Raw genomic sequence first — 16240 nt, 5'->3', positions numbered from 1 at the left:
TCCCGCGTGGGGAGCGACTCCTAGTATTCCCTAGAAAGTGAGTACATTGTAGGGTTTCAACTCACGCTCCCGCGTGGGGAGCGACTACTGCAACAATGCAAGCAACGATAAACCGCCTAGTTTCAACTCACGCTCCCGCGTGGGGAGCGACGTGATTGCGTGGTTTCGTGGCGTGGCGAGCGAGCGGGTTTCAACTCACGCTCCCGCGTGGGGAGCGACATATATTGATCCTTATAGCCTATTGGCTAGATAGTTTCAACTCACGCTCCCGCGTGGGGAGCGACTCATCAGTAGCAAATAAAGCTTTGACTTCGGAATAGTTTCAACTCACGCTCCCGCGTGGGGAGCGACAGTTATTGTTACAAAGTTCTTCCTAGTGTTCCCTAGTTTCAACTCACGCTCCCGCGTGGGGAGCGACCCGCCAAAAACAAAGGCTCGTGACGCTATTCGCATTGTTTCAACTCACGCTCCCGCGTGGGGAGCGACACAAAGTTCTTCCTAGAAAGTGATTGCATTATAAAGTTTCAACTCACGCTCCCGCGTGGGGAGCGACGTGGGATAAAATGCTAAATGCAGAAACCGAGGTGGAGTTTCAACTCACGCTCCCGCGTGGGGAGCGACGAGCTGTCTGAGCAAAATAGCATTGCTCATCACCTTGTTTCAACTCACGCTCCCGCGTGGGGAGCGACGCGGAGGTCTGTGCTCCTGGTGTTCCTGACGATACTGTTTCAACTCACGCTCCCGCGTGGGGAGCGACTCTGAAAACGTGGCTAGAGCTATGTATAAGTTGCAGTTTCAACTCACGCTCCCGCGTGGGGAGCGACACGGTTTATGATGCGATGGAGGCTGAACGACAACAGTTTCAACTCACGCTCCCGCGTGGGGAGCGACATTGGATGATTTTCAATCTTTGTCTAGTCATAATTGTTTCAACTCACGCTCCCGCGTGGGGAGCGACCATTATTAGCTGATCCGAAATATGCTTCAGAAGATGTTTCAACTCACGCTCCCGCGTGGGGAGCGACAGAGAATTTAACTCTAGAAATGAAAAGTCGATAGTTTCAACTCACGCTCCCGCGTGGGGAGCGACTACTAAAAGCCCTTCATGGTAGTAACTCACTTATAGTTTCAACTCACGCTCCCGCGTGGGGAGCGACGATTTCTTTTCTTCAGGTTTAATACTAGTTTTATTTGTTTCAACTCACGCTCCCGCGTGGGGAGCGACTTTCAGCGGTCAAAATAGAAGAACGGACACCATTATGTTTCAACTCACGCTCCCGCGTGGGGAGCGACTGGCTTTTTTAGTCTAACAACCGCAGGGCGTTAGCAGTTTCAACTCACGCTCCCGCGTGGGGAGCGACAGGTTGCTTGTCTTTTGAAGAAAGCGACCTACCCGTTTCAACTCACGCTCCCGCGTGGGGAGCGACGACCAATTTGCTGCTCAAAGAATTGGGTGGCGTGGTTTCAACTCACGCTCCCGCGTGGGGAGCGACCTTCACCATCAGGTTTACGACAAATTACCCCACTGTGTTTCAACTCACGCTCCCGCGTGGGGAGCGACGGTGGATCGCCCATATCGTAAGGCGTAGCAATCCAGTTTCAACTCACGCTCCCGCGTGGGGAGCGACTACCCACCACCCACTTCAACGCTTTATCTGCGGTGTTTCAACTCACGCTCCCGCGTGGGGAGCGACCATTTTTTTTTCTCCTATTTTAATTTAAAAACATAAGTTTCAACTCACGCTCCCGCGTGGGGAGCGACATAGCCATAACCGCAGGCGTTTTGACGTGGCAGGCGTTTCAACTCACGCTCCCGCGTGGGGAGCGACTAACACTTACACCGCAGGTTGCTTGTCTTTTGAAGTTTCAACTCACGCTCCCGCGTGGGGAGCGACAAGTCACCCCCCTTTTTGACCGGTGGTAAAAAATGGGTTTCAACTCACGCTCCCGCGTGGGGAGCGACCCGCAAAATGGGATCTGGGTATCCGGCGGTGATGTGTTTCAACTCACGCTCCCGCGTGGGGAGCGACTGCCATTATGAAAATGGCAGTATTTTCAAGGAGATAGATAAGCAAAATCGCTAAGCTATCGCCATGAAAACATTTCTATTCTAAGAAATTCAATAAGTTATTTCAATTGTTAAAGAACTCAATGGGTTAGCTTTTCGCTAACCTTACTGTATTTTGATGAGAACCACAGGTTAGCGTTAGATAATAAGCACATCTTTAAACACATCCACCGCAGGTTTTGCGCCGTGGTGTTCGACCTTATTTCGCCACTTGCTGCCCAAATGGTAGAATCGCAAGCTATCGCTTTCAGGATTGTAAGTTTCTAATAATTTTTGTTTGAGCTTGACCCACTGGTCTGGGGTAACATCACATTCAAACACCGAATACTGCGCTCGCACGCCATAATCAAGACAATGTTTAGCGATACGACGCAGTCTAGCTTGCCCTTCGGGGTCATCAAAAGAAATATCATAGGTAACTAACATCAACATATTCTCTCCTTAAACATCTTACAGCCGGGTGCTTTTTTCTTAAAATTTGCAAATTTTTGCCGAAAACTGACCGCTTGTCCGTTTATTTCATCAAAAATGGGGGATACTCCGCCAAGTCACCACGTAAATGGCGGGCTAACAACATCGCTTGGATATATGGCAGTAAACCGATTTCCACTTCTTCTTGTAAAAATGGGTGGATAATTTTCTCTTGTTTTTTGGCTTGAAGTGTTTGGAAAAGTAGCTTGCGGGTTTCAGGTTTGAGATTGACTGCACCACTGGCTTCAGTGGTAAAATCTTGCAGTTTGATTTGCCCACGGTTAATCAGCGACAGCACCATTCTATCCACCCACCACGCACGAAATTCTTCCAAAATATCCTGCGCCAAACTGTCGCGCCCCGGGCGGTCAGCGTGCAAAAAGCCCACTTGCGGATCAAGCCCTACACCTTGCAAAGCCCCGCTGATATCCTTGCCAAGAATGCTGTATAACAGTGATAACAAAGCATTGATTTCATCTCGTGGCGGGCGACGATTTCGCCCTGAAAACGTAAAGCCACAACCTTCGCTGAGCAAATACCCAAATACACTAAAATAATGCGCCGCAGCTTCGCCTTCAATCCCACGAATCACGTCCAAATTATCTGCCCGCTTAAGCTGATTTAAGCTGATATTTAAGGCATTAATTGCTTGTTCAACTTCTGCTTGCTCACCGTGATTGCGCAGTCGTCGCTGGAGTACTCGTTTTGATGCTTGGATTTTGGCAGCGATGATATGGCGAGCAATCGGCACAGGATTTTGTTCGGATAATCGATATTGAGCGCGTCTTAGTAGCACATTGCCACTTTGTCGCCCTTGCAGCCGCCCCAAAAACCGCCCATTTTCAGTAAAAAATGCCAAATTGACATTATTTTCACCACAAAAGCCCATCAAAAACGGCGACACCAACACATTACCAAAACAAAAAATATGCCCAATAGAATGCACAGGCAATTGTGCTACCTTCTTACGGTCTTGCTCCACCACCAAGGTTTCACGCTCTTTATGTAAATAACTGCCTTGGGTGGTGATATAGAGTGTGTTTTGAAGTTTACGCATTTGGGAGACTCTATTGTGTATTTTAATGATTTAAAGTATATAACCCGTCAATATATGTGCACCTAATACACACATCCTACACCTACTATTCATAAATTTTTCTAATCTTTTCAGAAAAGCTTTCTGAAAATTTGAAATCATCCGATTTAATATGTTGTAATGCTTTAAATGGTTTCCCTGATGTATCGCTCGTATAACCAAGCTCTTCTTCTATATCATTGACTAGTTCAACTGCTATACCCAATCCTTCAATAACTTCATCTACAATTGCTTTTGTAGCAGAATCAGCAGCTTCGATTGCTTGTGGTTTTGATTGTTTATGTTCTTGATGATCTTTATCATATACGGCAACATATGGAATGCCAAATTTGTTTAACAATCTAATATACAAAGGGATATTCTGTTTTGAACCACAATCAATAATAGTATAACTATATTTAAAAACACCTAATTTATCTGCCAATGCAGAAATAATAACTTTGTCAGTTTGCCCTTCTACTAAAATTACTTTTTCAGCAAAAAACAACTCTCCTCTATCAGGATTAATCCAATAGGACAAATTCCATTCATTTTTTTGGTTTCCATCAAATAAATCTTCTTCACATTGAGTTACCTTGCTACCAGCTTGTTCATTTTCCTTTTTAACAATATAAATAGATTTATATTTATCTATATTGATAAGATTACTAGAATGTGTACATAAAATAACTTGACTGCTAGTTTCAGATAAATTTATAAAGCTATCAAATAATGATCTTTGAGCCTGTGGATGTAAATACAATTCAGGCTCTTCAAAAATAAAATAACGAGATTTAGATGCTACCCGATTAGTAGTTTCAGTATTATTTGTAGCTTGCGATTGGCGTTTTGCAATTAACTGAATAAGTGCAATCGTTACAGCACGTTGCAAACCATGACCTTTTCGTGCAATATCCGTTCTCGTTCCATCGTTAATCCATACAGAAGCGTTTGATTTCAAAACTGTATCAATATCAGGAGCGTTCAATTCAATATCAAAATGCGCATTCCAAGATGATAATTCTTTTGATAACTCATCTTCCAAGTTAGATAGTTGCTCCGGCCGATTGGTATTTTCTACACCATCAATATATTTACTGAATTTAGAAAATAAATTTGTTAATTGTTGTTTCGTTCCCTGCCAGTCAGAATTATGTTGCGACATGGCTTCTACAACCTCTCCCAATAGTTTCCCAAAAATACTAGTATCTTTTGATGTAAAATCATCAGCAGCATTCTTTATTGCCGGTAAGAAATAAACATCTCCAAAAATTCCTTTGGCAACAGATTTTGCCCCCATAAAATTAGTTGCTTCTAACTCATAACTAAACGAAAGGTTAGAGAAATTTTCTTGAATATATTTTTGTTGCGCATCAATAATATTTTGTTTAGTTAATCTTCCTGTTGTTGGTAAATGCCGATAGAAAGGTAAGCTATTAGCCGTTTCTCTATTTGTATAACTCCCTGCATTCTCTTCTTTTAAATAGTCTTCTGAACAATTTTGCACCCAACCTTTGTATTCAAAACTACCGTTTAAATAAGCAGTTTTTCTAACTCTAAGTGTTTCTTGTTGGGTTAAATATTTTTCAAATGTTTTTTTGTCTTGTTCATCCAGTTCAGCAAATTCTATTTCCACAAAAAGCTCTTGCGCTCCTTGTGAAAAATCTAAATCTTGATGCTTAATTTCACCAAAAAAGAATAAAATAGAAGAAAGTAAATTAGATTTACCTGATTATTTTGACCGATAATAATCATTAAATCCTGCGCTGAAATTTTGAGTTCTTTAATAGAACGCCAGTTTCTAATTTCAATTGTTCTAATCTTCATATGGTTTTCCTTATAAATTTCTCAAAGCAAAAAAGAGTTTTAATATTTTACCCCCCAAACAACCCCGCCACATACCCCACTGACCTATCCTTCCCCAACAACTTCGGTTGGCAAAGCTCAATCAAGGAACACGCCTTACAGCGTTTGGCATACTCAGGGGGTGGAGTTTGTCCGCTGTCAAGTAACGCTCGTACGCTTTTGATAACATCTAGCGTACGTTTTCGCAACTCAGCTGAAAACACCACAGGCAGGCGGTGGCGGGTTTGCATATACCATAATGCTCCTTCGTTGATGGTCTGCCCTGTCATCTCTTCTAAGCACAAGGCTTGAGCACACAGTTGGATTTCATCAAAGGGTTCAGGCTTAGGCTTGCCACGCTTATATTCCACAGGTTTTAACTCGCCTGTTTTTAGGTCATGCTCCACCATATCCAGCACCCCACTTAGCCCAAGTTGCTCGGCAGCAACGTGAACACTACGCTCAAAGCGAACGCCCTTGCGAGTTTCAGGCTCGCCACTGTCCACTCGCTCGTGCAACGCCCTACCTTGAGCAGTCAAATAGTTTTCTGCCCACACCTGTTCGTTATGAATTAACGCGCATTGGCGTGGGCAAAAGGCATAGTGCTGTAAGGCGGAGAGCGAAATCATACGCATGGATGACACTCTCTTACAAGCGGTTTGATTTGCTGAAAATTTTGCAAATAAGCACTTGATTAACCTAATTTACGATATAGTTTTGTTGCTCCCAAATCTTTATCGTCCACCGCTACACTATAGTCATCAAAACTGCGGGCAGAATCTACGCCTTCTTTTTTAGAAACAAAAATACGTCTAAACAGGCTATCAGCAGGAGCGTCACCCAAGCTATTACTATGTTCAAATACATACAAACCACGTGCATTCATTTGCCCGCGGGCTGCGGAATGATCGTGATCGAACATATTGATCAAAGCTTGCCAGAACAACTCCAAATCTTCATCGGAAAAACCGGTTTGTTTGGCAAAGTGAGCGGAAATGAAGCCGTGGCAACGATACAAACCATAAGGAACGGTGAATTTGCGCCCCATGGTACGATTATCCCCCGTTTCACTAGCATCTTTTTCATTAGTTACTGCCATACGAGTAATAGAATGCTCTAATGTAATAATCGGATCGATAGAGCGTGAAAAAGTAAGTTGAACTGGACCACGCACTTGACCTGCATTTTTGCCGGTGGTCATAACTGCACCAAAGGTACGAACATCATAATAACGAGCGCACATATATTGGCGAGCCGCTTCAGTTTTCTCACCTTTTTCTTTATTTTTAACACTATCTTGTTCGTGGGAGTCATCAATTAGGTTATTTAAAATACCTTTTTCACGAATAAAAATATCGTGTGTTTCAGGGCTTTGGGTCATTTGTACAAAATTACGTACTTTGCGTTTTAAGCAAACATCAGTTACCAAGCCCATGCCCGTTTCGGGATCAATGCGTGGCAAGTTTCCTGCGTCGGGGTCACCGTTAGGGTTACCATCTTGTACATCAAACAAAAAGACAAAGTCATAACGTTTTTCAATAGTCATTTTATTGCTCCTTAAGCAGATTTCGCTTGGTTAAAAAGGGTTTTTAAAGCTTCCTTGGTAAACAAAAATTGGGTTTCATGGTAATAGCCGATGGCAAATAAACCTTGTTGCTCCAAATTAAGATGGCTGGGGAATTTTTGGCATTTCTCTAAAATTTGTCCAATTTCCCATTTTAGATGTACAGCGCGACCTTCATGTTCTAGCTTACTCAAATGATGGGGCGATAAACGCATTAAAGTGCCAAACACGGCAATCGGTGTGCTACTTGCCGAACCGAAATAGCGGTCGCCAATGGTGGCGTTTAGTGATGGATTGGCTTCGCTTTGCGCTTTTTCTAAAACAGCAAATAAACGCCCTAGAACATAACCAATGTCACTTCTTTCTCTATCTAAACTCATGGTAATCTCCTTTGTAGTTTTTAATCTACCTGTACGGACAGCACGATTTAAATAGGCTTTAATTAAACAAGCACGTCCATAGGTAATTTTTTGCTCAGCTTTATTACGACGTAAAGCAAGTTGCAGAAGGCTAACTGGCAGGGGCTGGTTGCTTAAGGCACTTTGTGTCACGGTTGCAATCAAATCCGATGGTAAATTATCCAATTTGCCGTCAAGCACTAGATTCCCCAACAAACGTGGTAATGGCATAAATTCAGGATAAAGCGATTTTTCACCACGAATTATTTGTAAATCGTCATACCATTTGGCAATATTTTCCGACAATTCTGCAACCGTGGTTTCATGCCAAAATCGCACCACAATCCGAGCGGAATTAGGCGACAAGCCAAGCAGATAAAATTTATCTTTGGCGTTAGGCTCTTGATATTTGCCGTTATATAGGCTTTTATAAAGCAATTTCACTTCTTCAATATGTGCATCTGGGTTGTCTTTACCACCCCCGTTCATCATCAGTGACATCTTACTCTCAAGCGGCGTAGGTTTTTCAGCCCAGCACACGGCTGTCACATCACCAATACGAAAGCGATTGTCGCTATCTAAGAGCATATTCAAGGCCGTGGTGTACTCAAACATTGCCTGCTCGCCCACAGGGAAAATAAAACCTTGCTGTTTATCATAAGACTCAAATGCAGCCAAATTTACCGAAGCAAATGGCGCAGGTTTAGCATTGACACCTTTGACGGGATTGTGCAAGCGAGCAATATTTGTCTTTTTACCTGTTACTAAACAAATACCTACTTGGCTATTTTCCGACTTATCGCCTTTTTTATCCGACAGATAGGTTTGTAATGCTTTGGACTGGCAGATTAAATCGCGCACTTCGCTTACCAAACGAAAACTTAAGTTACACCCTTTGGTTTTAAAGCACTCAGACCAATTTTCAGACTGGGTAACCTTAACAATCTCATCTGTGTTTGCCAAAAATGCTTTAACAGCCACAATGCCTTTATCGCTTGGAAGCGCTTGAAGCAATTCATCTACTTTTTTAATAAAACTTTGATGTTGATTGTCTGCCAAAATCTGATTTTTGGTTTGTTCATCAGCAATTTGCTCAGGTGTTTTTTTAGCAATGCTCTCTACTTCTTTTGCGACACCCAGCACATAGCCATAGTGATCCCACAAAATATTGCTCACTTCATAGGACTTAGCACCACTACGCCCCAAACCTTTAGGCACCAAAAATTTACGTCCAATTTTCTTTTTAGCGACTTGCTCTCGTGTATCTTCAAGGGCAATAAACCGCCCCTGCTCATCAATCACAATCACAAAAGGAAGTTCTTTAAATTCAAACCCTTCAGGAGCAACATCTCCCCCAGCATTTGATTTACGTTGATAATAATGCGTCAATGCTTGTAAAATCATCGCTTCACCTCCTCGCTATCGACTGGCGGCACTATAATTACGCCATTAACTGCTTTACACTCATAAAACATCGGCTCGGCATTATTGGAATCGTGCGGGGCAGATTTGCTGTAATCCATGTCATAGAGCATAAAGCCGAAATTTTGAGTAATGTCTTCGCGTGGCAAACCGTCTTCCGCTTTTTCAAGCAATCTAAAATGGCAAGGAAATTCACGACAACCTAAATACGGCTGATGAAAATATTGCCCTTTACTGGCACGGCGTTTAAACATTTCGACAAATTTAGTGCGATTATCTCCTTCACCCGCTTCGTTTGTCATATCAAAGTCAGCATGGATACGGTAGGCAACATCACGCAATAACATAGAAGCCCGTTGTTGGCGGTTATCTTCAATGTACATACCTTGACTACGGTTACTCATTTTTATACCGACCTCATTGCGGCGAATACTAACCCATTGAATTGGTTTCAAAATTTCTATCTTTAAAACACGCCAACGAATAGCCGGTTTCCACAGAATAGCCATCAAGATATTACGCGCGACTGAAGGTGTAATTACAGGATAGCTAACTCGCTCCACCTTCAATTCTGGGCGGGTGAAACAAGCCAGATCGCCGCTAATTTCTATGATAAAACTCATATACCCTCCTTAATGATTTCCATGGAGCTATATTAAAAAACTCCAACAGTATTGTCAATGATTGACGAAATTTTTATTTCGACAAATTTTTGTTAAAATATAAGACTTACTAATAATAGTAAAATCAGTCATCTCTGACTGTGTGTTGAAACCATGGTGCTATATTGACCAGCCCAAATGCCCCTTTTGGGGCATTTTATTTACAATACGGATTCTTGTGGCATAAGACTGATTTCATCATCAAAATCTGCCCCCAACATATCGCGGTAATAACCTACATCCAGCACCAATAACCCTGCTCTTGAGAATACCGCTTTTTCAGGCAATTTTTTTAGTTCATGTTCATATACACTAATCGTATAACGTTGTAATTTGCGATATACCCATTTATGTTTTAGTGGATCACTTTCCAAATAAGTAAACCAAGTTTCAAAAGGTTCTGGCAAAGAAGGCTTATCGGTTCGTAAGAATTCGTTTTGTTCTGCACTTGGATAACGCAAGCTGTTTAATTTTTCCTGCCATTTATCAAATGAGATATTATCTAAATGCTGCTTTAAAAAATCGTCCAACTTTGTGGTATCGACTATCTTGTTCTCTTTCCCTTCTTCCTGCCAAACCAAGGGTATAAAAGGAACAATTAATGCCACACCTTTATTATCAATCAAACGAAATTTCTCGGCAGCCGTGCGAAACTTAAAAGCCAACGGGTTTTGTTGCGAACATTCAGCAGTTAAATCTGCGCTGATATTGTATTTATCCACTGCGCCTTTAGCTCTAAATCGGCGAAAATAGTCACTAAACGTTTCAGGCAATAGTGGTTCGCTTAATAATCCTTTTACCAGCATTTCTTCAGTAATATCCTGCCCTTGTTTTAAACTGCCGCTAGGCGCGCCTTGTTCTGCCCGGAACACGACCACCTTACCAAGGTCAGGTAATTTCCCCTCTCTATTACAACGGCCTGCCGTCTGAATAATGCTATCCAAGCCCGCCATCGCACGATATACCACCGGAAAATCTACATCTACCCCCGCCTCAATTAACTGGGTACTCACCACCCATAGCGGTTGATTTAAGTGTCCATTATGATATTCATGTAGATAACGCCTTATTAAAGCGATGACTTCAGCACGATGCGCTGCACACATATTGGCAGAAAGATGTAGCTTAATACCATCATCAGGTAACTCAGCAAATAATTGACGTGCATGACGCCGTGTATTCACTACTGCCAGCACACACGGTTGTGTTGTGATTTCAGCAGCAATTTGTTGCCATGTTTGTTTGGGTGAATTCGCTTCAGGAAAGTTGATTTGTACTCGTTGCAAACGTTTTGCTAACGTAGTTTTATCTTGAATAATTTCATAAACATCATTTAAACCTTCCATATCTACGCGTCCGAAGGCATCAATTTCCTTACCCAATTCAGGTTGAGTCGCGGTGCAAAGCACAAAAGTCGTGCCATAATCTTGTGCCAAGACACGCATCATGTCCGTAATCGGCTTTTGAAATTCACGGGGGAGTTGCTGGGACTCGTCTAAAATTACTACACTATCGGCAATATTATGAATCTTACGGCAACGGCTAGTGCGAGCGGCAAACAGGCTTTCAAACAATTGTACATTGGTTGTTACAATCAAAGGAGCGTCCCAGTTTTCGGTTGCTAAGCGATTTTTGGTCGTTTCGTTACTTTCACTCACTTCTAAATTACTGTGATGTTCAAGCACCACGTTATCCCCCAATACCTTACGAAAAACGGCTGCGTTTTGTTCAATAATACTAGTAAACGGAATGGCGTAAATAATACGTTTTTTATGAAATTTCAGAGCATGCTTCAAGGCAAACCCTAAACTCGCTAAGGTTTTACCGCCGCCAGTTGGCACGGTTAAGCTAAATAGCGATTTATCTAACTCAGCTGCACTAAAACATTGTTGTAATATCACTTGACGTTCTTGATTGACTAATCTCCCTAAATCTGTCTTTTTCGCTAGCTCCGCCATATAAAGCTCATAGCACTGATACAATTCATGTAGATCAGGGAAACTCGGGCGTATGCCAGCCTGTTTTGCTTTATCAGCAGTAGCAAATCCCGCCATAAATGCTTCGGTATCCAAAAAATCAGCATCAACCAAGCAAGAAAATAAAAAACGTATCCAAATATGTAACTCAGCGGCAAGATTTCCATTATTTTGAAACAAACGCTGAAATTCACTAATCAATCTATCTTCATCAAGCTGCCAAAAATCGTTGGATAACTCAGACTGCGTTACACCAAGCAATGCAGCTGACAATTCATCGTCAGCTTTTTGTAATCTCGCTTTTAAGCTGCCCTTATCATGCCAATCTGCAAGCCCCGCATGATGTCCCGCTATTAAATACGCTAATAAATGTCCTAACAAAGGATCAAGATGATTTACCGCATATTTTGCCCCCGCCGTAGAATGCGGAATTTTCTTAGGCTTATTATTTTCAATATCTTCTAAATGGGCATTTTCTTTCTCTAATCCTGAAACTTTACGAATATACTCCTGAAATGCGAGCTGAAATTTGCCTAAATCATGTAGCAGCCCAGCATATTCTACGAACAAAGAACCACGTTTGCCCGCAAATCTTACCGCTAATTCAGACACTTTCTTTAAATGATCTTGTAAAATATGGATATGCCAATTTTTATCAGCATCTTCTCGAGCATGAGAAATAAAGGTAGAGCTTTCTAATACCAACTTATTTTTCATAAATTCACCTTATAGAGAACAGTTAATTCAATATTGCGTTTTTTGATCATCATTGTCTTGTGACAAATTAGCAGTGCGCTTGCGAAAAGAGAAAATAAAACGGTTAAATTGCTGTTGTAGCTCACTTAGATCAGGATACCTTTTCAATCGCTCGCATTTCAGTATTAGCATAAAAAGTTCGGTATCCCAAAAGCGAGCAAAATACGCCACCATCTCACCAACTTGATTTAGGTAGTTGTGCAAAGGCAGCCATTGAAATTCGGGTAAGTTTTCGGCGGAATAGGGAAAAGATCTCATATTATATTTACTATTTTACTGAAAAATATACTTTTTATTTTATAAAATATGCAAAATATAATCTGAGATCTTTATCACATAATAATGTAAATTTAAGATTTATTTTCTGAGTAATTTATAGAAATGACTTAACAATGACGTCGGTAATAAACGAGGAATTGATCTCATTAGAAAAACAATAAATCCTGGAATATAGCCTTGAATTCCTACTTTATATTTTAATTTAAATAAACGCCATTCGGCTTTGGCTTGAGCAATGCCACGACGACGACCGACCATGCCGTTGCCAACACGAGCGTAAACTAAAATATCAGGCAAATTGGCGACTTTTTTACCTAAGGCAACCAATTTAATCCATAAATAGTAATCTTCCTGCAAATCTTGGTAGCCACCAGATTCAAGCACAGCGCTTTTCTGATAAGCAACAGTCATATGGTTGAATGGGCAACGTTTTTGGGTAAAAGCGACAATGTCATTTGTTTCTGTTGGCACTCGGCGATAGCTCACGATGTCGTTGATATGCTGTCCAAATTCAGCAATTTGCCCACCAAAAATAATGGTATCAGGATTTTGTTCAATAAATGCCACCTGTTTTTCAAAACGTTCAGGCACACAAATATCATCAGTATCCATACGAAATACCCATTCATTGCGACAGTGAGTCAAACCGTGATTTAATGCTTTGCCTAAGCCTTGATTTTGTTTAAGTCGCACAATATTAAGCGATAAGATTTCAGCAAAATTTTGCACAACTTGCTCTAATTCAGGAGTAATCGCCCCATCAAATACGACGACAATTTCGTCAGCTTGTACTGTTTGATTTTTTAAACTTTCAAAACATTCTATTAAATATTCAGGCTTTTCCTTAAAATATAAGGACATTAATACAGAGAACTTCATTAGATAAACCTTTTCATATTGATTGCGAGTTTTGGTGAAATTAACGTAATAATTGTAATCACCAAATGTTTAATATTTTTGCTTTGTAAAAACATCTTCCAATAATAACAAGCTGCTTTACGAGATAAATTCATAATATGTGGATAAGAGAGCATATATAATGTATTAAATGCAAAATTATTCTGCTGAATCTCAGTCTTCACATATTGTTGTTTAATTTTTTCAATGGCGATTTCAGTATTTTGTGTATTTGTTGAAACACTTGAACGTTTTGTATGAAATGTACAAGTTGTTAAGGCTTCTGAAATATATTTAGGATTAAAGGTTTCATCTGAAATCACTTTCAAGATAAAATCATAATCTTCTAACGATTTTAATTCTGTTGATAAACCCTTTACTTTAAAAAAGAGAGCTTTTTTAATTGCAATCATCGGCATTCCACCGACTTTATTACCTAACAGAATATTATCTAAAGTAACATCCTTTTCATTTGAATAAGGGTGCGTCATATAACTGAAACCTTCATTGACCATCACACATTCTGCTGGATGATAAATAAAATTAACTTGGCTATTTTCTAAAATCGCTTTTTCTAATATTTCACATTTTTGATGCACAAAACGATCATCATCATCTAAAAAAAGTAACCACTCATTTTTAGCTATTCTTGCTCCGACATTACGACTTTCCGCTGCACCTAAATTCTGTTCGTTACGAATAATATTGACAGGAAAAGGATAAAGATGCTTAATTTCTACAGGCTCTACAGAGTGATCATCTACAATAATCACTTCAAAATTATATTTTGTTTGATGTTCTAAACTTTCTAATAGAGAAGGAATTTCGCTCTTACGATTATAAGAAGGTACAATAATACTAAACATTTTCTTTCCTTATATTTTCAAATAATACTTTATTTTTACCTTCTGAACCAAATAGGGATAAAAACATTAACAATACCAACATAATTCCAGGGAAAGCATAAGTATCTGCTTTTATGTTTAAAATAGATAAAATAAGCAGTGTAGATAAAATGAATTTCCAACTACCATTAAACCAATTTATTGCAACTTTGCGGACAAAATAGAACATAAATAAGAAACAAACAGACAAATAAATAAAGCCACCATATAAAGTTTGACGCAAAAATCCAGAATCTGTTTTTCCATAATATCCACCTTGTGGATAAAAATAGCGACCATCTCCTACAAGAATTTGTTTTAATTCTGGGATATACAAATGTTTTTGCATTAATGTATCTGTGGAAGAACTTACTGTTCCTTTGCCATAAATTAAGTTAATTAATGGCTCTAACGCATGTTCAACATATTTATGCTCTGCAAAATTAAGCGCTAAAAACAAACAAATTACACCAAAGATCGCCAATGCAGGAATATAACGCCATTTAAAATAGACGAGAAAACTAATTGCAGAAATAAATAAAAAGGTTCTACCTGAAATTAAACCAATACATAATAAAAGGAAAATAAAAATTGAACTTATATTATTATGTTTCGCATTATAGGCAAGTAAGAAATGTAATAAAAAAGCATAAAATAGACTTAATTGGAAAAAAGCCATTGATGTAATATTGTATAAACGATATTCTTGCTCTGAACCATAAAAACGAGGTAAAAAAGCGTGCGTTTTTAATACGGCATCAACCATAAAAGGTAATCCAGTTAAAGCAATAAAGCCTATCGCTGCTTGAATAAGAATGCCAATTTTGAGATCTCGAACAACCAAAGCCTGTCCATTATTATTTCTGTAAAGTAGATTATAAATAATCACACCAAAACTAAATAATATGAGTGCCTTGATATACATGCCAACGGCATAAAATTCGTAAGTGCCGTGAACTAACATTGGAATAGCACTTAGACCAATTAAGGCAATAATGGCAATAAAGCTATCTATCGGTAAACTAATCCCAAAAGCTAACTCTTTCTTATAAATTTTATAAGCTAAAAAGAGTGCAGAGATGATTCCACAGAAAAAGGCCATTCTAAAAAAATGGAATAACCATGGATCGTAAATATAAAATAGGTTAATTAACGCAGACATTTATTTTCCTAAATTACGTTTAACCGCTAATAATTTTTTAAGCGGATATTTGGCAAGTTTTGTAAAAAAACCATGAGCGATTGAGCCACGAATAGATTCTAAATTACTATTTAAATTTGGATTTTCAATAACCATTAAAGGACGTACAACTTGAATATCTAAACCAAATTTATCTCCAAATAGAATAAAATCATCTGCCAACCAATAAGGCAAACCGTTTTGATTAACCTGATTTAATATTTTCTGTGCAATTGATTTTTTAATTAAATAGGCTACCGTGCCTGCAAAATAATTCTTGTAAGGATATGCCAAGACAAAAGGACAAGCGGTCACTTTCTTCAAAAAATTTGCAAATGTCGTGGGATAATTTATTTCTAACTCAATATCATCAAAGGTTGCAATTTTTGATTGCCCAACCAAAATTAAATCTGCTGTTGGTTTTTCATTTAAGATTTTAATTAAATTTGCCTGAAAATCTTGATTAAATAATGCATCATCTTCACAGACTAAGCAATACTCTTCATCTGCGATGCTCTTATCGTCACAAATTTGCTGATAGACGCCAAGATGACTTAATGTACAACCCACTTCACCTTTTGTTACTTTTCTGCCGTAATGTTCACTAAATTGTGTTAAGTTAAAACGTGTTGCCAAACTTTGCTCATCTTCGTTCATGGTATTAAATGCTGAAAATACGGAAAAATCAGCGGTATCTGGCTGAGCAAAAAATAGTTCTCGTCTATGACTATCTTTATCTAAAGAAATTAAATATTTTTTCATT

At 39.5% G+C, this 16240-nt stretch carries 12 protein-coding genes and 1 CRISPR repeat array (1 of these 13 running past the window's edge); all 12 genes read right to left on the bottom strand.

The window, feature by feature from the left end; genetic code table 11:
* Positions 1 to 2030: a CRISPR direct-repeat array (repeat unit 32 nt; unit sequence GTTTCAACTCACGCTCCCGCGTGGGGAGCGAC); it reaches 4870 nt to the left of the window's first position.
* Between the two features lie 176 nt (positions 2031 to 2206).
* Positions 2207 to 2500 carry a CRISPR-associated endonuclease Cas2 gene (gene cas2, locus C5N92_RS07520; RefSeq protein ID WP_111750230.1) on the bottom strand — a complete coding sequence of 98 codons (294 nt, stop codon included), beginning with the start codon at positions 2498 to 2500 and terminating at the stop codon, positions 2207 to 2209.
* 82 nt (positions 2501 to 2582) lie between these two features.
* Positions 2583 to 3596: a type I-C CRISPR-associated endonuclease Cas1c gene (cas1c, locus tag C5N92_RS07515; RefSeq protein WP_111750229.1), complete on the bottom strand. Its 1014-nt coding sequence runs from the start codon at positions 3594 to 3596 to the stop codon at positions 2583 to 2585.
* 85 nt (positions 3597 to 3681) lie between these two features.
* Positions 3682 to 5298 (bottom strand): ATP-dependent nuclease, encoded by a 1617-nt coding sequence (locus C5N92_RS07510; protein ID WP_255409128.1) that lies wholly within the window; start codon positions 5296 to 5298, stop codon positions 3682 to 3684.
* A 190-nt stretch (positions 5299 to 5488) separates the two neighbouring features.
* Positions 5489 to 6094, bottom strand: coding sequence for a CRISPR-associated protein Cas4 (gene cas4, locus C5N92_RS07505; protein ID WP_111750228.1), 606 nt, complete (start codon positions 6092 to 6094; stop codon positions 5489 to 5491).
* A gap of 59 nt (positions 6095 to 6153) precedes the next feature.
* The gene (cas7c, locus tag C5N92_RS07500; RefSeq protein WP_111750227.1) at positions 6154 to 7005 is read right to left on the bottom strand and encodes a type I-C CRISPR-associated protein Cas7/Csd2; all 852 of its coding nucleotides are present in this window, start codon (positions 7003 to 7005) and stop codon (positions 6154 to 6156) included.
* 11 nt (positions 7006 to 7016) lie between these two features.
* On the bottom strand, positions 7017 to 8825 hold the full coding sequence (gene cas8c / locus C5N92_RS07495) for a type I-C CRISPR-associated protein Cas8c/Csd1 (protein WP_111750226.1): 1809 nt from the start codon (positions 8823 to 8825) through the stop codon (positions 7017 to 7019).
* Positions 8822 to 9466, bottom strand: a complete 645-nt coding sequence (cas5c, locus tag C5N92_RS07490) for a type I-C CRISPR-associated protein Cas5c (protein WP_111750225.1) — start codon at positions 9464 to 9466, stop codon at positions 8822 to 8824. The genes cas8c and cas5c overlap by 4 nt, the downstream gene beginning before the upstream one ends.
* A 200-nt stretch (positions 9467 to 9666) precedes the next feature.
* Complete coding sequence (gene cas3, locus C5N92_RS07485; protein ID WP_111750224.1) at positions 9667 to 12198, bottom strand: CRISPR-associated helicase Cas3'; 2532 nt, start codon at positions 12196 to 12198, stop codon at positions 9667 to 9669.
* 396 nt (positions 12199 to 12594) lie between these two features.
* Entirely contained in the window at positions 12595 to 13395 is an 801-nt protein-coding gene (locus C5N92_RS07475) for a glycosyltransferase family 2 protein (RefSeq protein ID WP_111750222.1), read from the bottom strand.
* Positions 13395 to 14279, bottom strand: a complete 885-nt coding sequence (locus C5N92_RS07470) for a glycosyltransferase family A protein (protein WP_111750221.1) — start codon at positions 14277 to 14279, stop codon at positions 13395 to 13397. The genes C5N92_RS07475 and C5N92_RS07470 overlap by 1 nt, the downstream gene beginning before the upstream one ends.
* A complete protein-coding gene (locus C5N92_RS07465) occupies positions 14272 to 15459 on the bottom strand; it encodes a hypothetical protein (RefSeq protein ID WP_111750220.1) in 1188 nt (395 codons plus the stop codon). Before C5N92_RS07465 ends, C5N92_RS07470 begins: the two co-directional genes overlap by 8 nt.
* Positions 15460 to 16239, bottom strand: a complete 780-nt coding sequence (locus C5N92_RS07460; protein ID WP_111750219.1) for a glycosyltransferase family 25 protein — start codon at positions 16237 to 16239, stop codon at positions 15460 to 15462.
* Between the last annotated feature and the right edge of the window lies 1 nt (position 16240).

Source organism: Glaesserella australis (genome assembly GCF_003260095.1).
GTDB classification, from domain to species: Bacteria; Pseudomonadota; Gammaproteobacteria; order Enterobacterales; family Pasteurellaceae; genus Glaesserella; species Glaesserella australis.
The sequence above is the reverse complement of the archived record's forward strand: the minus strand, read 5'-3'. Positions and strand labels throughout refer to the sequence as shown.